Below are 18,976 nucleotides of genomic sequence, written 5' to 3'. Positions count from 1 at the left end.
CTGCGGAATAGGCCGTTTCGTTTCAGAGTAAAGCCTTAGATTTGTGCTTTGAAAAATCACTCTGATACTGCGAAGATTAACCTATGATCAGTCCAGCTACCATCGATGAGATAAAAAACCGCATGGATATCGTGGACGTGGTGGGTGATTACCTTACCCTGAAGCGATCAGGAAGCAGTTACAAGGCCCTGAGTCCATTCACCAATGAGAAGACAGCATCTTTTTATGTGGTGCCCTCCAAAGGTATTTTCAAAGATTTTAGCAGTGGCAAAGGCGGGGATTGTATCACCTTTGTCATGGAAGTGGATGGTCTTTCATACCTGGAAGCACTGAAATACCTCGCTAAGAAGTACGGTGTAGAAATCATAGAGGAGGAGCAGAGCGACGAAGCCCAGGAGGCTCAAAACAAGAGAGACAGTCTTTATATCCTACTCAATTTCGCCAAGGAATCCTTTCAGGAACTATTGTGGGAGAGTGAGGAAGGCAAATCGATAGGCCTGAGCTATTTCAAGGAACGGGGATTTACAGATGAATCCATTAAGGATTTTGAACTGGGCTATACCCTCAGTGAGTGGGATCACTTGCTGAAAGCTGCTACGGCAAAAGGATACCGCCAGGAGCTGCTTGAAGAGGCCGGTCTTATTGTGGTGAAGGAGGAGGGAAAGGTTTATGACAGGTTTAGAAATCGGGTCATTTTCCCCATTCACAATGTGTCCGGCAAAGTGGTGGCATTCGGTGCCCGAATGCTGGGCAAGGATAAGAAACAGCCCAAGTACATCAACTCTCCGGAGACAGAGCTCTACAATAAAAGCCGGATTCTCTATGGTCTGTTTCAGGCTAAGCAGGACATCCGAAAAGAAGATAACGTTTACCTGGTAGAAGGCTATACGGATGTCATTTCCATGCACCAGACGGGTATCAAAAATGTAGTGTCTTCCTCAGGTACAGCCCTCACCGAGGAGCAGATCAAACTCCTGAAACGATATACAGAAAACGTGACCGTGATCTTCGATGGTGATGCCGCAGGGATCAAAGCTTCCATCAGAGGGATTGATATGTTGCTGGAGGGCGGGCTCAATGTGCGGGCGGTTGCACTCCCTGAAGGAGAAGATCCGGACAGCTATGCCAAGCAGCTGGGTACCAGTGCTTTTAGTCACTACATTGAAAGTGAATCTCAGGATATAATTCGCTTCAAAACAAAACTGTTTTTAGCAGATGCCAAAGATGATCCGGTTAAAAAAGCCGGGTTGATCAAAGACATTGTAAGGTCCATCACCAAGATAGACGACCCGGTGAAACGGACGGTCTACCTGAAGGAATGCAGTGATCTGCTGGGTATTTCGGAGGCAGTATTGGTGGCCGAGCAAAACAAGATCCTTATCCAGCAAAACCGGGACAAGGGCAAAGCCGGCTATCAGCCTGGTGAAAATCTGACTCCACAAGACCTGCTGGTGGCCCAACCAGAAGAGCCGGAGGAGCTCGATATCATGAAGGTCATAGAGCTTCAGGAGAAGGAGAGTATCCGGGTTTTGGTGAATTATGGAAAGAGTCACATCACCAATCACGAGCTGGTGGATGAAGACCTGATCTCATACTTTCTTTCAGAGATTGAGGAAATACAGTTTACCAATCCGGTATACAAAAGCATCCTTGATATTTTCAAGGAGAAGCTTCTTGAGGGAGTCATAATAGATGGGGATTACCTCATACAGCACGGCTCTGAAGAGATCAAGCGCGAGGTGGTCAACCTGATGACCTCAAAGCATGAGGTGAGCGAGAACTGGGAGAAGAAATTTCAGATATATATTCCAAAAGAGGAGGAACAATTGAAGGATGTTACCTATTCTAATATCCTGAGGCTGAAGTTTAGAATTGTGCAACACCTGATAGAGGAGGAAAACAGAAAGCTAAAGGAAGCGACGAATGAAGATGACATTGACATCCTGCTGGATGAAATCAACGGGCTTAAAAAAATAGAGATGAGCCTGGCGGAATTTCTGGGGAACGTCACAGTAAAATAACTTGTATTAAGATAGACTGAAAATAAATAGGAATGAGTAGAGCGCAACTTCTTGACCCAATAAAAGAAGCAATAGAAGCCATCAGAAATGGCGAAATTATCATCGTGGTAGATGATGAAGATCGTGAAAATGAAGGCGATTTCATCTGTGCCGCAGAGAAGGTCACCCCCGAAATTATCAACTTCATGTCCAAAGAGGGACGAGGATTGATCTGTGTGCCTTTGCTGGAAAAGCGATGTGAAGAACTAGGTCTGGACCTAATGGTAGGTAAGAACACAGCGGTGCATGAAACCCCCTTCACCGTATCAGTGGACCTGATCGGACATGGTACCACCACTGGCATCAGCACTTCCGATCGGTCCAAGACCATTCAGGCACTTGTTCATGAGGACACCAAACCTGAGGACCTTGGCAGGCCTGGCCATATTTTCCCATTGAAAGCCAAAGAGGGTGGGGTGCTAAGAAGAACAGGACATACGGAAGCCGCCATTGATTTCTCCAGGTTGGCCGGACTTCACCCATCCGGTGTACTGGTGGAGATTCTTAAGGAGGACGGCACCATGGCACGGTTACCTGATTTGAGGGTTATCGCTGATAAATTCAACCTGAAACTTGTGTCCATCAGAGACCTGATTGCTTACCGCATGGAGCATGAGTCCCTTGTGGAAGAAGAAATTGCAGTAGACATGCCCACCGAGCATGGTATGTTTCGCCTGAAGGCTTTCAAGCAAAAGAACACCAATGAGACCCATCTGGCGCTCTATAAGGGCGAATGGGAAGAGAATGAGCCTGTACTGGTGAGGGTGCATTCTTCCTGTGTGACGGGTGATATTTTCGGGTCTTACCGGTGTGACTGTGGCAATCAACTACACAGCGCCATGCAGATGGTGGAGAAGGCCGGCAAAGGCGTGGTGCTCTACATGAATCAGGAAGGACGTGGGATAGGTCTTTTGAATAAGCTGAAAGCCTATAAGCTACAGGAAGAAGGGCTGGATACAGTGGAGGCCAACGAGAAGTTAGGTTTTCATATGGATCAGCGGGATTACGGTGTAGGTGCGCAGATTTTGAGGAAAATGGGAGTGACCAAACTCAAGCTCATTACAAATAATCCAAAAAAACGCATCGGCCTAATGGGTTATGGTCTGGAAATTGTTGAGAACGTAGCTATAGAGGTTGTTCCAAATATCCACAATCAAAAATACCTTGAAACCAAGCGGGACAAAATGGGACACGAGATTCTGAAAAAATAATTGTAGATGAGGAGACTATTTTTATTCATGATCTTCTGTGCTGCTGGTTTCTTGAGCCATGCACAGGAGTTTTCGTCGGAGGTGTGGCATGACGGTTACCTGATCACTACGGAAGATGATACCGTTCGGGGGTTGATCAAATATGACATGGAAGCCAACATTGTGCAGTTGATTCAGGGCAATGTGGTGAAGACCTTCAGCAGTCATAAGATTTTCTATTTTGAGATATATGACAAATTAGTGGATAACTACCGGCAGTTCTACTCCATACCTTATAATGTCAATTACAACTATGAGATTCCGATCATCTTTGAGGTGTTGTATGAGGGGCCGCTCTCTTTGCTTTCCAGAGAGGCCATTGTACAGGAAAGTGTCTCCAATAGCTCTGCCTATTGGGGTGGGTCATTTATTCAGGATAAGGTGCATTATACTTTCTATTTCCTCCATAAGGATGGGAAGATAGATATCTACCTAGGTAAGAAAAGTGATTTGATGAATATCATGTCCAAGCACTCCTCGGAAGTGAAGAGCTTCATTAAGAAAAACAGGTTGAAAACGGATGAATTGAGAGACCTCATTCGAATCACGGCCTTTTACAACGCTATATAAAAAACCAACGCATGTCGAAACCACTGATACTCGTCTCCAATGACGATGGCATTACCTCTAATGGAATTAAGAAATTAGTAAGCCTGATGGCTCAGATCGGCGATGTGCTGGTGGTGGCACCGGACAGCCCTCAGTCGGGGATGGGTCATGCGATCACAGTGGGGGATACACTTAGACTTACCGAAAACAGGTTGTTTGGAGATCAGATTCCGGCATATGAATGCAGCGGCACTCCGGCAGACTGTGTGAAGTTGGCCAAACATCATTTACTGAAAGATAGAAAGCCTGACTTAGTGGTGAGTGGCATCAATCATGGAAGCAATACCTCCATCAGTGTGCTTTATTCTGGTACCATGAGCGCGGCCATAGAGGCGGCTATTGAAGGTACACCAGCTATTGGGTTTTCGCTCTGCGACTATGACACTGACGCGGAGATGGATCATGTGGATGAATTCATCCTCAAGATAGCTCGTGAGGCCCTGACAAAGGGGATTCCGAAAGGGATAGCACTGAACGTAAATATACCTGCACACCAAAACCAGAAAATTAGAGGGATCAAGGTATGTCGTCAGGCCAATGCCAGATGGGAAGAAGAGTTCGACCAGCGGATAGACCCCCATGGGAGAAAGTACTTTTGGATGATCGGAAACTTCGTAAATCATGACAAAGGGGAGGACAATGACGAATGGGCGATTGCCAACAATTACATTTCCCTGGTTCCCTGTCAGTTTGACCTCACAGGTCATCATGCCATTCGCTTGCTCAATGACGAGTGGGATATCTGATTGATCGTCTGGAGTATTCAGGTGGTTTGTGAGGGGTTGTTTTTGTGCTTTTGAAAAAAAAAGCTACCTTAAACTGTCCCTTTTTGAAGGTAAGATCATTAACGGTATGATCTTCATTCAAACTGATCCGCCACCATGTATAAACTTATTTATCTGACCAGCCTACTCGCCCTATTGGGTGAGGGGTTAATTTGTTCGGCTCAGGATACCAATACGATGATCTTTGATTGGGGAGACGATACTTTCGATCAGCTTCACCTTTCTTTTCAAGACATTCATGTAACTGCCATTTCTACAGGCTACGAACACACCCTTGCTATTATAGATAGTGTTGAAGTGATCGCCTGGGGGGATAATTCTTATGGCCAGACCACTGTTCCGGCAGGTATTATCGCACCTATCAAAGTGTCAGCGGGTCTTGGTCATTCAGTGGTGCTGCAAGCGGATGGCACTGTGGTGGCCTGGGGATTCAATGATTTCGGCCAGACAGAGGTATCTTCATTTTCAGATATTATTGACATAGGTGCTGGAGATGAGCATACTTTACTCCTTAAGTCGGACAAAACAGTCATTCTGGTGGGGGCTGGTACACGATATGATCTGTCCCCACCAGCAGGGCTCGTTAATGTGGAAAAAATAGCTGTGGGTAATTTTCACAACCTTGCCTTGAAAAGTGACCAAACGGTAGTGGCATGGGGTGCGAATGAATTTGGGCAGTCCACAGTTCCTGGCTCCATCGCCAATGTACAAGACATAGGAGCGGGGCAATTCCATTCTTTGGTTTTGAATATAGATGGGACTGTCTCAGGATGGGGGGATAATACGCTCTTCGACCAACTCGATATACCTGCCATGGGTTTTGTAGATGAGATCAGCGTAGGAGATTACCACAATCTCGCTCGAACGGGTCCCTCAACACTAGTGGCCTGGGGGTCAAATCGGTTTGCAGAAGGCTTGATCCCTGCTGTATTGGATGGAAGAACCATTTCTTATTTCACAGCTGGATTTGCACACAACACGGTGATTGTGGAAAACAATCGACCCACAAGCATCAATATTGCAGATACAATCTATGTGTCAGAAAACGAAAGAGAGCCAACAGAGCTAAGCCAACTACTTACTGAGGATCCCGATGTGGTGGACACTCATATCTATGAGTTGGTGTCCGGAGAAGGTGATGATGACAATGGACAGTTCGATGTTTTTTCATTCATACAAAAGTCTCCAATTAGTGATGATTTGATCTGGACAGATGATTATGGCACTGATTTGCTAAGGGCCTCGGTGTCTTTTGATTATGAAGAGGGAGATATTTATTCTTTGAGATTAAAATCCACGGACCTTGGCGGTCTCTCAATAGAGAAGAAAGTAGTCGTAAGGATTACCAATGTGAATGAAGAACCCACGGGCCTCATCCTGTCCCATGATACAGTTGGTGAAAATAGACCTATTGGGACTTATGTTGGTACTTTTTCTACTGATGACATAGACATAGACGATACTCATGCCTATACCCTGGTGAGTGGAAACGGTGCCACTGATAATGCGTCGTTTACCATATCAGATGACCAGTTGTTTACCAATGAGGTCTTTCTCGCAAATGATCAGAATACCTATCAGATTAGGGTGAGAAGTACTGATAGTGGTGGGCTATGGGTAGAGGAGCGTTTTGTTATTCATATCATTCAAACCAATAGGGCCCCCATTGATATAATGATCTCCCGCGATACATTACCTGATGACATGGAACTGGGATCCTGGGTTGGTTTTTTGTCCACAACAGATCCGGATCCCGAGGATAGTCATGTGTATACTCTGGTGACTGGAGCTGGTGATGCAGATAATTCATCTTTTTCTATTGTGTCAAATTCGCTGCTCACCAATACCACATTGGATTCCCTGACACAAAGCCTCTACAATATCAGAATAAGATCCACCGACAATGGAAAGCCTGAAAACCTTTTTTATGAAGAAGCTTTTCAAATTGTTATTACGTCCGCTGATGATCCGCCATCTATCGAAGAGCAATTTTTTAGCATAATGGAGACAGAACCAACGGGTACGCAAATTGGATTTATTGAAGCTAAAGATGACGGTAATGTGGTGTTCTCAATTCTTGATGGAAACATCAACAACACATTTAGTTTGAGTACAAAGACTGGTTTACTCTCCCTTAATGATGCTTCACAACTTGATGCTCTGGTGAGGCCACAGTATCAGTTGACTGTGGAAGTGACCGATGATAAAAGTCAATCTGCCCAAGGGGTTGTACATATTGAAGTAATTCATGTACCCGCCCCCCCTGAGGTCAATGATCAAACATATGAGATTAAAGAGACGGATTCTATAGGAACGGTTGTAGGCGACTTCATAGCCATTTCACCAAGAAATAACCCATTGATTTTTCAAATAATCAGTGGCAATTCGCAAGGGGTATTTGGGATTGATGAGGGTGGAGTTATCCGCATTAATGACAACACAACACTGGACGCAATGCAAACTGCAGAGTACGTGTTGCGTATAGAGGTGTTAGATACTTTGCAAATGCTCTCTGCTGAAGCTAACGCAATTGTAGAGGTCTTGGAGGTGAATGAAACCCCCACAGGGTTATTGTTATCTCATGATACGGTGAGTGAAAACAGACCAGTGGGCACCTTGGTTGGCACCTTTTCCACCGATGATCCTGACTCAAAGGATACACATTCCTATTCTCTTGTTAGTGGAATTGGAAGTTTGGATAATGCGTCATTTGCTATTTCGGGAGACCAGCTATTCACCAATGAAGTGTTTCTGGCCAATGATCAGAATATTTATCAGATCAGGGTGAGAAGCACTGATAACGGAGGACTTTGGATAGAGGAGCGGTTTGTGATTTATGTAATCCAGGCGAATAGTGCCCCCACAGATATATGGATATCCCGAGACACCATTCCTGATGACCTTGTATCTGGCTCCTTGGTCGGGTTTTTCTCAACCACCGACCCTGACCCGGAGGATAGTCACTCTTATTCCATAGTAAGTGGTGCTGGCGATATAGATAATTCTTCTTTTTCCATTGTGTCAAATTCTTTACTCACCAATACCCCATTGGATTCGTTGGTCCAAAGTACCTATAGCATTAGGGTGCGTACCACTGATAATGGTAAACCTGAGAATCTGTATTACGAAGAGGTTTTTCAAATTGTTATTCTCTCGGCAGATCGGCCTCCTATTATTGAAGAACAGTTTTTTAGTGTGGAAGAGACCGCTTCAAACGGCACCCAGCTTGGAGTAATTGAAGCCCAGGATGAGGATGAGTTGGTGTTTTCTGTCCTTGGCGGAAATACAGGGAACACTTTCAGTGTTCATCCCAAAACCGGAGTACTCACCCTCAACGCCGCCTCACAACTGGATGCGATAGCCACCCCTAAGTATGAGTTGACGGTGAGGGTGACGGACGTCAAAGGTCAGTCGGCACAGGGAGTAGTACATGTAGAAGTGATTTATGTGCCCACTCCACCAGAAGTGGCAGACCAAACCTTTGAGATAAATGAGACGGACGTGGTAGGAGCTCACGTAGGGCAGTTTGTGGCGGTTTCTCCAAAGGGCTACCCTTTGTCATATCAAATACTGGGTGGTAATACACAGGATGTTTTTGAAATCGATGGGACAGGGATGCTAACCATAAAAAATAACTCAACCCTGGATGCACGGCGTACCCCTCATTATACTTTGAGGATAGAGGTGGTGGATGAGGTACAGCGACTTTCGGCTGAGGCGGATGCTGTGGTGAAAGTATTGGATGTGAATGCCGCTCCGGAAAACATTCTGCTAGATAATCATACCATTGATGAAGCCCAGCCAGAAGGTACACGAGTGGGTTTTCTGAGTACGGTAGATCCTGACTTTGGTGATACACATACCTATACAATGGTAGATGGTGAAGGAGATGTTGATAATGCTGATTTTGTGATTTCTGGAAATGAACTAAGAAGCAGTGAGATTTTTGAAGCCAGAATTCAAAGCAATTATACTATTAGAGTTAGATCAGAGGATGACGGTACACCATCTGAGTATTTGGAAAAGGTGTTTTTGATTGTGGTAAACCCTCTGGAGTTACCCGAGATTCCTTCTGCAATCACTCCGAACGGTGATGGCGAAAACGACTATTGGATCATCCCTAATCTGGATGCTTATCCATTTAACGAGGTGGTGGTATATGACCGGTCAGGTCAGACGGTATTTAGTTCCAAGGGGTATCAGAGACCCTGGGATGGAACCTATCAGGGGCATCACGTACCTGTAGCTTCTTATTATTATATCATCAAGCTCAATAACTCTTTGAATACAAAGTATACGGGCACTATTACTGTTTTGAGATAATGATGAGCGCACAGATCGAAAAGGGATTCATTTTTATTGGTTTGCTCTCAGTGTTATTGTTTGGGGCGAATGCCCAGATTAACATTCCACTTACACAATATCAGGAGGTAATGCCACTCTACAACCCTGCTTTTGCCGGGATCGAAAATCACACCGATTTTCGGTTTGGAGTCCGACGGCAGTGGGTGGGAATGGAAGATGCTCCGTTTGCTACCTATGCCCATGTGAGTGGTGTACTTCCTGATTGGAGCCCTAATAAACGGCGCAAGGTCAGGTACAAGAGCCCCTACGATATCGGGAAGATGGCAGATAATGTGAATGTGCCGAACAATGGACTGAGGAGCAGTAATCCATACCTCCTGAGACGAATGGTAGAGGACAGTATCCGACAGACGGTTCGGAAGCTGGATAGAAAGGCCAGAACAAAACTGCGGAGGCAATTGCAGCCATCGAGTGGCCTTACTCATCAGCCAAAGCATGGTTACTCTTTTTCACTGATTGGGGATGAACAAGCGGCTATTACCAAGTATTCATTGAGTGGTGGCTACGCCGTGCATTTGCCGGTGTCCAGAGAAATGATGATGTCTGTAGGGGTGTCGGGATTGGTGAACAGTGCTCAGTTTGATCGTAATAAAGCAACCGTCCTGAATCCAGCCAATGACCAGCTTTATCAACAATATGCTTCTGGAGATTTGAATAAGTACTCCTATTATATCAATACCGGTTTGAGCCTGTACTCCTCAGATTTTTATGCTTCCTATTCCATTGTCAAAATTCTTGGGGCGGGATTGGGAAGTGGTCAGGCCTTCGGACTGGAAGGAGTGGATACTCAGCACAACTTGGCCGGAGGAGTTTATATCAACGTGGGTAACTCTTTTCTTTTGAGCCCGGGGATTCTGTTTTCTTACAAATCACAATCTCCATTTGCACTTTATGTGACCAGTAAAATCTATTGTCAGGAGAAACTCTGGCTGGGTATTAATTTCCGAAATAGGGATGCTTTTGGTGGGTCAATTGGTTTCTATTTTAGTGATCGGTACAAATTATCCTATGCGTATGATGTTCCCATTTCCAAACCCGGTAATGCTTTTGGTAGTACACATGAGGTGGTTTTTGGAATATTGTTGGCCAGGGGATCTGCTCCAAAACCTGTGATCAGATGAGGGGGATTATCCATTATCGATTGACACTAATAGTAGCCATCTGTGTTGGCTGGCCTTCACTTCGTGCTCAGGACCAGCATCTGATTTTTGGTGAGGTACAAATGCTATCACCCAAAGTGAACTCCAAAGGTGACGAGCTCATGCCGGTATTGTCACCGGATGGTAATCGCTTATACATCACCCGGGGAGCCTTCGAGAAGAATGTAGGAGGTCGTTTTGGCGGCCAGGACGTCTGGGTTTCTGACAAGAATGAAAAGGGAGAGTGGCAGGAAGCGGAGCCTGTCGCCTTATTTAACAACCGTGGGAACAATGCCGTAGTAGGGATAGATAGTGGGGGTAAAAGAATCTACTTGCTCAATTCCTATGAAGATAACATTGGTTCTAAAAGCGGTTTGTCATACAGTGACCAGTCGGAGGAGGGCTGGTCCCCACCAGTAGTGACTAAGATAGAAGGAATCTATAATCTTGGTGAGATGAATAGCCTGTACGGATTGAATGTAAACGAGCTGTCCGATGTGCTGCTTATATCCATGAATGGCCCCTATAGCATGGGACTAGAAGATCTCTATGTGAGTTTTAAGTTCACAGGTTGGAACAGGTTTCATCAGGCAAGTGGTGCAGGGGTGCAAAATGAAGGATTTTACTGGTGGTCTCCACCCATCCATCTGGGGAATGTGGTAAATAGTGTGGGGTATGAAATTTCGCCTTTTTTGAGTGCTGATGGTAAAACTTTGTTTTTTGCCAGTAGCAGAAAAGGCGGGTTTGGAAGCGCCGACATTTACTATTCTACACGTCTCGATGATAGCTGGACCAACTGGTCCGCACCTGTGAACCTGGGACGAGAAATTAATTCCAGGGCGTTTGATGCTTATTTTTATATAGGACAGGATAGTTCAGTCTTTTTCAGTAGTTCCAGGGGTGGAAAATTTGGAGACATCTATGCGACTCAGCTGATGAGTAGTGATGAGGATATCTTGGAGAAACGAGAAGAGATTTTTACACCTTCAAAAACAAACATTCCATCTCTGGTAGAGGAATTCGAGATCCCCACGGTGACTTCCGTACATGGTCTGGAAACACTCAACAGGATAGAGCGTAACATTCTGTTTGATCATAATTCGGATAATCTCTTATTGAAAGATCTGGACTTGCTGGAGAACACCATCGCCATTTTGAAGGCCAATGAACGACTCAATCTACACCTGATCGGACACACGGACGAAATAGGAAGTCCGCGACAAAATGAAATTCTGGCAGCAAAAAGAGCAAAGGCTGTGAATGATTATTTGGTGAAAAGCGGAATAGATCAATCACGTATTGTTACCGAAAGCAGGGGAGAATCAAAACCTATTGCTGATAATCAGCAGGCTGTAGGTAGGGAACAAAATCGGCGCGTGGAGTTGGTCTTCGGTACGGTAAAAGAGGGAGAGCAGTTCGAGTAATCCTAGAAAGGAGTGAACTTCAAAAACAGGTTGAGGGCCAGGTTGGGGTTATTGACTGTGCGGCCATACCCTGGAACACTGTACACGTCTATGGGAGAAAAGCGATCATAAGAGGACATCACCCTCAGTCTCAGATGAAACCCGAGAGAAAATAATTGGTTAATTCTGGCTTCAGGATCTGACTTTTTGAGTCTCACTTTGCTTTCGGAGGTGAGCACCATTTCTACCCATCGGGCTTCCAAATTCTTACGTTCAAATTGCTCACTATAGTCGTCCTGACTACCAGACTGACTCTCTACATAGTACTCCCCCTGGTCATTAAAAGTACTCATGGCATACCGAACACCCAGTCCAAGCCTGCTGGTACTATTGATGGCTTTCAGGTACCCGCCACCTATTCGGTAGTAATTTCCTTCAGACTGGTATTTCCCGTTTTCAATGCCGTTTTTTGGTTGGAGATTTCCGGTGCCTATTTCCCCGGTGAGATAGTAGTTGTCAAAGAATAGCAGGGAGAAAGCCCCCTCATACTTTTTCTCAAACCCAGCAACACTTACCAGGGCTTTTCCATAGTCAAAACTGAATGAAGGCTGAATAAAACGCACGCTTTCCTCTTCCAGGCTGTCCACAGCCACAGCGTCTGCCTGGGCAAATGCTTGCCACATCAGTAAGAAACTAGAAATATACAGTAACGGTCGCATCATCGCTTATGCAGTCAGATGGGCAATTTAAAGTTAACGAATCAAAGGAGTGTGAAAGAACCTCTAAATTACCAGCACTTACCTTGGCCACCCTGGCTTTATCAATAGACTCGAAAGTTTCATAAGTAAAGGCAATGGTATAATCAATACCATCTATGGTGATGCGGTAGCTGGTCTGATTACTGGCAAGGAGCAAAGGCAACCTGAAAGAGGTGGTAGAGTCTTCATAGCTCAGCTCCGCACCATTTTCCAGGATACTGGTATGCTGGAGTTGTACAGTCCCTTTATTAATCACAGTTAGGATCTTAGTGAGTTCAGTATTGATTGCTGTAAGCTGCTTGGAGTAGGAGGACAGACTATCCGAAACGATGGAGAGGCTATCTATGGTTTTATTAAATAAATCCTGAACCTCAATGTACTCTTCCTTTCCTGCAGCTACCAGGGTATCCACGATGATCAGCGAGTCTTGCAGCACTTTCATAGAGTCCGTGTTGACTTTGCGCAAGGCAGTATTGGTGGCGATGGAATCCTTATTGAATTGGATGCTGTCATTCAGTACATCAGCGCTGTCCTGATTGATGAAAATCATTTTCACCGTGGGGTCATACCGTAGCGGCTCACCACAGTCGGCACATGGATCGCAGGCATAGGCCAGGGTCACCCAAATAAGAAGAATATAAAAGCTTTGCTTCATCTATACCGGATCTACATCAAAAATCACTTTCACACTTTTATATAACTGCTGACTGAGCATCATATTACGCGAATTAAGCAGGAATTCTTTTAAGGCCGACAAATTGAGCCCATGTTTTTCAAACTTTACCGTAATATCAAAGAGGTACTGGTTTCTGATCCGACCAATCATCGGCTCCACCGGGCCGATCACCCGAAGATCTCCCAGTTGTTTTCGGATCTCCTTGGCATAGAATTGTGCCGCATTGGCAACCAAATGCTTTTCATTATCCTTGAGCGTAATCCTGATGATTCTATAAAATGGCGGATAGTGAAATTGCTGACGCTCCAGTATTTCGGCATTGAAGAAGCTCTCATAGTCCTGCCGTTTCAGGTGAGCAAAGATGGCCTGCTCCGGGTCATTGGTTTGGATGACCACATGCCCCTGATCGGCCCTGCGCCCGGCCCGGCCACTTACCTGGTGGATGAGCTGATATGCCCTTTCGTGAGATCTGAAGTCCGGGAAGTGGATCATCCGGTCTGCATCAAATACTCCCACAAGCTCTACGTGATCAAAATCGAGCCCTTTGCTGACCATCTGTGTTCCCACCAGCACATCTATATGACCATTTTCAAAGTCATCGATAATCTTCTGATAGCTGTATTTGCTCCGGGTGGTGTCCAGATCCATTCGGCCAATCCTGGCGTTGGGAAGGAGTAGTTGTAGCTCTTCTTCAATTTTCTCAGTGCCAAAACTCATCGTTTTAAGTTCCTGAGAGTTGCACTGGACGCAGGAAGAGAGCATTTCTGATTTGTGACCGCAGTAGTGACAGATCAGTAGGTTTTGATGGATATGAAAGGTGAGACTCACGTCGCAATGTGGGCATTTGGGTATGAATCCACAGTTTTGGCAGGTGAGGTAGGGGGCGTAACCCCTTCGGTTTTGGAAGAGGATGACTTGCTTGCCTTTGTCCATGACTTTTTCAATAGCTTCTATCAGGACGGAGCTGAAATTTCCTTTGATCTTGCGCTGTTTGCGCTCTTTGACCAGATTGGCCAGTACCACACTGGGGAGTATTGCTTCGTTGTATCTCTCCTCCAGTTTGACGAGCCCATACTTGCCTTCCAGGGCATTTTGATAACTCTCCAGACTGGGAGTAGCAGTGGCCAACAGTGTCTTTGCATGAAAGATGGATGCCAGGTAGATGGCTGCATCACGCGCATGATATCGGGGTGCGGGTTCGTATTGTTTGAAAGACGTTTCATGCTCCTCGTCAATGATAATCAGCGAGAGGTCGTTGAACGGAAGGAAAATCGCACTGCGTACACCCACCACAAAGTTGAATTCGCCTTTCTGAATTTTTTGCCAAACCTCTACACGCTCGTTGTCCGAATATCTGGAATGAAATACTCCAAACTGGTCACCAAAAACCTTAGCCAGTCGCTTAATGATCTGTGTGGTGAGGGCAATTTCGGGAAGCAGGTAAAGTACTTGTCCTCCATTTTCCAGAATGTCCTGGATGAGCGAGATGAAAATTTCGGTTTTTCCACTTCCGGTTACTCCCTTGAGCAGTACCGCACCTTTGGATTGAAATGACTCCAGAATATCTTTTCGGGCTTGCAGCTGTGCCGAAGAGAGGTTGATTTGTTGCGCACCGGAGGCTTTCATTCCATCCAGTCGTGAGACTATTTTTTCCCATTCTTCAAAAACACCATTTTTGATGAGTGTCTTGAGTGATGAGCCGCTGATGTTGGATTGAGTCAGTTCCTTTTTACTAATTCCGTGCTCATTGGATGATGGAGATTCTAGCAGGGGGACGCTTCGTAGATAAGCCAGGAGCACATCCAGCTGCCTGGTTTTTTTCTCCAGCTGTGCTGAAAGCTGATCGAGTCCGTCTTCGGTAGCGTGAGGTTTCGAAAGCCTTATCCAGGTTTCTTTTTTAGGAGCATACTTGTCCTTTACCTGCTCAAATACCTGAATGGCTTTTTTCTCTTTTAGGTTTTTGACATGATTGTAAGGTGACTTGATGTCCAGTATTTTATTGACCTCACTCATTTTAATGTCACCGGAGAGCAGGTGATTGATGATGGATTGCTCTTTTTCCGTGAGGTCCAGGTCTTCAAGTACAGTCTCAGGGTTGAGGGATAAGATCGATTCACTTGAAATTTTGAGTCCGGCGGGTAGGGCGGCATTCACCACTTCACCAAGCGTACACATGTAGTAACTGCTCATCCATTCGAAAAACCGGAGCTGCTGGAGGGTGAGTACCGGCTCCTGATCTACCAGATCCAGAATTTCCTTTGGGTTGTAGTCGGTGGGAGTTTGATCGTGTACACTATGGATAATACCGGTGTAGATTTTTCTTTTCCCAAACTGCACGACGACTCTGGCGCCAATTTGAGGGTCGGGGTAGAGTAAATCAGAAAATCTGTAAGTGAATGTGCCTGGAAGAGGCAGAGGTAATATGACTTCAAGGTAGCTCAATCACACAAATCTAAACCAGAAATGCATGCGAGGGTAATTTTTTGGTGAGGCTTATTGGTTTTTTACGGCTACTGTGGCTGCTCCGTTTTGTTGCTTTAGCTTGTCATAGTTCTGCATCAGACGGTCGATCATTTTGATGCTGACACTGGTCATTTCCATCATGTCTTCAAACTTATTGAGCAACTCTTCAATTTTCTCCTTTGAAATTTCGTTATCCTCAGCCAGGCTTTTGCGGAGACTATCAACGTATTTTTTTTCTTCCTGATATAAGACCATGTCAGTTGGTTGATGGTTTGGTGGCCTTAAATTAGGCAATCCATTAGACATAAAAGTTCTTTATGTGCTGAAACTGAATTGTGAGTGAGTGAACATATCATTTTCGATCGTGAATCTCAGCCAGTGCGTCGGTAAAATTATTAACAGGTCGTTTACATACTTTGTCAAAGCAAACGTAAATAGTGGTTTCATTGTCTGCCACGGTCTTGTACTCAAATAGGGGCAGACTACTACCTGTGGTGCTTGCCATGAGGATTTTATTGGGCAAATAGGTCTTGTTGATTTGCAGCGCTTGTTCGTGAGCCTGGGCTCCCACCAGTAGCACTTCTGCAGTAGGTTTGAGTCTGAGCAAGGAAATGGATGCCCAGTTGGATAGGTACTCCGGCTCCTGTCGGATCAGTTTGTTCACCTGATAAATCATCGTGAAAGCTATTTTCTTATAAGACTCATCGTCATACATCAGGCCAAGCTTATGTAAATTCTCTGCCATGATAGAGTTGGAGGCCGGAATGACATTGTCGAAAATTTCTTTCTTTCGGGCGATGAGATGCTCCGCCTGATTGCTGGTATAGTAGAACAGGTTTTCTTTCGGATCAAAAAACTCATCGATCACCTGGTTTGTCATGGTTCGGGCCAGCTCCAGGTAGGTTTCATCAAAGAAGGTCTCATAATAGGTAATAAATGCCTGTATCACTGCAGCATAATCCTCAAGATACCCTCGTGTATCCAGCCCATAAATTCTCACAAGTCCTTTGTTAGTCACAAGTTGCTGGCTGATAAAGGCTGCATTTTCAGTGGCCAAGTCCGCAAAAATGCTTTCTCCGGTGGCTTGATAACTGTGACATAACCCCGTGAGTGCCAATCCATTCCAGCCGGCAATGAGCTTATTGTCCAGACCAGGTCTTATTCTGGTGTTTCGCACCGCTAATGCCTTGGCATTGAATTGCTCCACCTGATCTCTAAGTTCTGTGACGGAAAGATTGAGTTCGGTGGCCAATACTTTATCATCTTCCAATTTTCGAAGCACATTCTTTCCGGGCTCCCAGTTGCCTTCTTTGGTGACATTGTAATACTCGGCAATGACTGAGAAATCACCCCCGGCCAGCTCCTTCACCTCCTCGAAAGTCCACACATAAAACTTACCTTCCTCTCCTTCACTGTCTGCATCCAGTGCACTGTAGAATCCTCCCTGCTCATGCAGCATCTCACGCTGCAGCCATTGAGCTATGCCGGTTAGTACCTGCTTGTACTCACTTTTTCCAGTGAGTTTGTAAGCATTGGCATACAAAGACAGCAGCTGACCATTGTCGTAAAGCATTTTTTCGAAATGAGGAACATGCCACTCACCATCTACAGAATACCTTGAAAACCCACCTCCAACGTGATCATATATGCCGCCGGAGGCTATTTTATCGAGTGTCAGGAGACAATGTTCCCGAGCCTTCGTTTGCCCACTGGTATGAGAATAGGTGAGAAGGAAGTTCCATAGCGCAGGCATTGGAAATTTTGGCGCCCGGTTCATGCCTCCCCATTCCGGATCAAACTTATTTTTCAGGCTGTCGTAAGCTGTGTCAAAATCTGACAGAGTCAGCGCGACGCCTCCGTCTGTAAGTCCATATTTTTCAGCCTCACTTTGATCTATATTGGCAGCAAATTGTGATGCGGACTCATAAAGCTGATCGTATTTATGTTCATAGGCATCGCTGACAGAGACAATAAGCTTTTTCCACTGGTCAGGCGGGAAGTAGGTGCCTCCGTAAAAGGGTTTTTGATCGGGTGTGATGAATACATTGAGGGGCCAGCCACCTCGCAAGCCCATGGCTTGCACGGCATCCATATAGATATTGTCCAGGTCTGGTCGCTCTTCCCGGTCCAACTTGATGTTGATAAACCGCTCATTCATCAGCCTGGCAATTTCCTCATTTTCAAAGCTTTCATGAGCCATCACGTGGCACCAGTGACAGGAGGAGTAGCCGATGCTCAGGAGAATGGGTTTGTTCTCTTCCTTGGCCTTGTTCAAGGCTTCCGGACCCCATGGATACCAATCCACCGGATTGTGGGCATGCTGTAGGAGGTAGGGGCTCGTAGAGTTTATTAAATGATTAGTGAATTCGTATTCCTCGGTGGTTTCTTCTTGATGTGTCATATTCTGGGTACACTGAATGAATAAAAAACTGATCGCCAGTGTGCTGAGGATGAGTATCTTCATGTCTAGCGGATTAGTTGGTTTTTGATGAGCTCCATTTCACCGGAGACGTCCACACGTTGGCTTAGGGCTTCCAGTTTGGTGAGTGTAGACCTGAGAAAGCGCTGATGTTCATTGGTGTCAGGATGGAAAGGACGATGTTCCAGTGATTTTTTGACCTTGGTCCATTCGCTGATAAAGCCAATGGCATCCGGATCTAAACAGGCTGTGATGAATCGCTCCCAAATGTACTGTATGGCCTGCTCGGTAGGGTGGATCATGTCTTCTTTGAAGAAACGATAATCCCGGAGTTCATCAATCAGAATTTCGTAAGCAGGGAAGTAGTAGATATTTGGGTCATTCTTCACGATGTTATTGACCGTTTGGAGAAGGGTTGCTTTGCTTACATTGTTTTCGATCAGTCCATCTCTGATGTGACGGACAGGGCTCACGGTCAGAATCACCTTAATGTCGGGATTGATGGTGCGGAGCAATTCCATGGTCTGAAAAAAGTCCTCTTCTATCTCTGCCTGGCTGAGGCTTAGTTTCTGAAAATGTCTTTGGGGAATTTTATGGCAATTAGCTACGATTTTTCCGCTTTCGAGGTGTTTGTACACATAGATGGTGCCCAGGGTAATGATGAGCCAGTTGGCGCTGGTAAGGCTTTGTCTGGAAGTGTGGCTTCTTGCCTCGAGGAGGGCTTTGAAGGAATCCATGGCCGTGCCCGAGATGTCACTGTGCGTATCCCAATGAAAATAAACGCCCCCTGCCTCAATGAAATTATCCGGGTCCAGCCCTTCTGAAAGCAGAAGCCGGAGGTTTTTGAAAATGGAAAAGGGGTTATACAAAATCCCCAGAGGGTTGGTGACGACATCAAACTTGTGGGCAGTGAGTTTATCCCCGATGTTATCTGAAAAGCAGGAGCCAATGCTGAAAATAGAATCTTTCAGCTTGATCTTATGTGGTGCCTCAGGTATTTGGAAGGGTAGCGTAAACACAATAGCTAAGTTAGAGAAGAAAGGAACAAA

Annotated in this window: 13 protein-coding genes; 7 read left to right on the top strand and 6 right to left on the bottom strand. The window is 45.4% G+C overall.

Annotated elements, in window-relative coordinates; genetic code table 11:
* The first annotated feature begins 83 nt into the window (after nt 1-83).
* From dnaG to ACHKAR_RS03330, 7 genes are all read left to right on the top strand, one after another.
* Nucleotides 84-2,021, top strand: coding sequence for a DNA primase (dnaG, locus tag ACHKAR_RS03360; RefSeq protein ID WP_395416157.1), 1,938 nt, complete (start codon nt 84-86; stop codon nt 2,019-2,021).
* Between the two features lie 32 nt (nt 2,022-2,053).
* Nucleotides 2,054-3,271, top strand: a complete 1,218-nt coding sequence (locus tag ACHKAR_RS03355; RefSeq protein ID WP_159580240.1) for a bifunctional 3,4-dihydroxy-2-butanone-4-phosphate synthase/GTP cyclohydrolase II — start codon at nt 2,054-2,056, stop codon at nt 3,269-3,271.
* A 6-nt stretch (nt 3,272-3,277) separates the two neighbouring features.
* Nucleotides 3,278-3,880, top strand: coding sequence for a hypothetical protein (locus ACHKAR_RS03350; protein WP_159580239.1), 603 nt, complete (start codon nt 3,278-3,280; stop codon nt 3,878-3,880).
* Nucleotides 3,881-3,891: 11 nt separating this feature from the next.
* Nucleotides 3,892-4,665 (top strand): 5'/3'-nucleotidase SurE, encoded by a 774-nt coding sequence (gene surE, locus ACHKAR_RS03345; RefSeq protein WP_395416156.1) that lies wholly within the window; start codon nt 3,892-3,894, stop codon nt 4,663-4,665.
* A 135-nt stretch (nt 4,666-4,800) separates the two neighbouring features.
* Nucleotides 4,801-9,027, top strand: a complete 4,227-nt coding sequence (locus tag ACHKAR_RS03340; protein WP_395416155.1) for a cadherin domain-containing protein — start codon at nt 4,801-4,803, stop codon at nt 9,025-9,027.
* 2 nt (nt 9,028-9,029) lie between these two features.
* Entirely contained in the window at nt 9,030-10,190 is a 1,161-nt protein-coding gene (locus ACHKAR_RS03335) for a PorP/SprF family type IX secretion system membrane protein (RefSeq protein ID WP_395416154.1), read from the top strand.
* Nucleotides 10,187-11,632 (top strand): OmpA family protein, encoded by a 1,446-nt coding sequence (locus ACHKAR_RS03330; protein ID WP_395416153.1) that lies wholly within the window; start codon nt 10,187-10,189, stop codon nt 11,630-11,632. The genes ACHKAR_RS03335 and ACHKAR_RS03330 overlap by 4 nt, the downstream gene beginning before the upstream one ends.
* A gap of 2 nt (nt 11,633-11,634) precedes the next feature.
* Here the strand turns inward: ACHKAR_RS03330 and ACHKAR_RS03325 are convergent, their stop codons facing one another.
* The 6 genes from ACHKAR_RS03325 to ACHKAR_RS03300 all read right to left on the bottom strand — a co-directional run bounded on the left by ACHKAR_RS03325 (nt 11,635) and on the right by ACHKAR_RS03300 (nt 18,946).
* On the bottom strand, nt 11,635-12,294 hold the full coding sequence (locus ACHKAR_RS03325) for a DUF6048 family protein (protein ID WP_395416152.1): 660 nt from the start codon (nt 12,292-12,294) through the stop codon (nt 11,635-11,637).
* A 10-nt stretch (nt 12,295-12,304) separates the two neighbouring features.
* Nucleotides 12,305-13,024, bottom strand: a complete 720-nt coding sequence (locus ACHKAR_RS03320) for a hypothetical protein (RefSeq protein ID WP_395416151.1) — start codon at nt 13,022-13,024, stop codon at nt 12,305-12,307.
* Nucleotides 13,025-15,487, bottom strand: coding sequence for a replication restart helicase PriA (gene priA / locus ACHKAR_RS03315; protein WP_395416150.1), 2,463 nt, complete (start codon nt 15,485-15,487; stop codon nt 13,025-13,027). It abuts the gene before it with no gap.
* Nucleotides 15,488-15,538: 51 nt separating this feature from the next.
* Complete coding sequence (locus tag ACHKAR_RS03310) at nt 15,539-15,763, bottom strand: hypothetical protein (RefSeq protein WP_159580233.1); 225 nt, start codon at nt 15,761-15,763, stop codon at nt 15,539-15,541.
* Between the two features lie 97 nt (nt 15,764-15,860).
* The gene (locus ACHKAR_RS03305) at nt 15,861-17,972 is read right to left on the bottom strand and encodes a thioredoxin domain-containing protein (RefSeq protein ID WP_395416149.1); all 2,112 of its coding nucleotides are present in this window, start codon (nt 17,970-17,972) and stop codon (nt 15,861-15,863) included.
* A gap of 2 nt (nt 17,973-17,974) precedes the next feature.
* Complete coding sequence (locus ACHKAR_RS03300; protein WP_395416148.1) at nt 17,975-18,946, bottom strand: GSCFA domain-containing protein; 972 nt, start codon at nt 18,944-18,946, stop codon at nt 17,975-17,977.
* Nucleotides 18,947-18,976: the final 30 nt, after the last annotated feature.

Source organism: Marinoscillum luteum (assembly GCF_044005705.1).
Taxonomy (GTDB): domain Bacteria; phylum Bacteroidota; class Bacteroidia; order Cytophagales; family Cyclobacteriaceae; genus Marinoscillum; species Marinoscillum luteum.
This window is presented reverse-complemented; position numbering and strand designations above follow the sequence as displayed.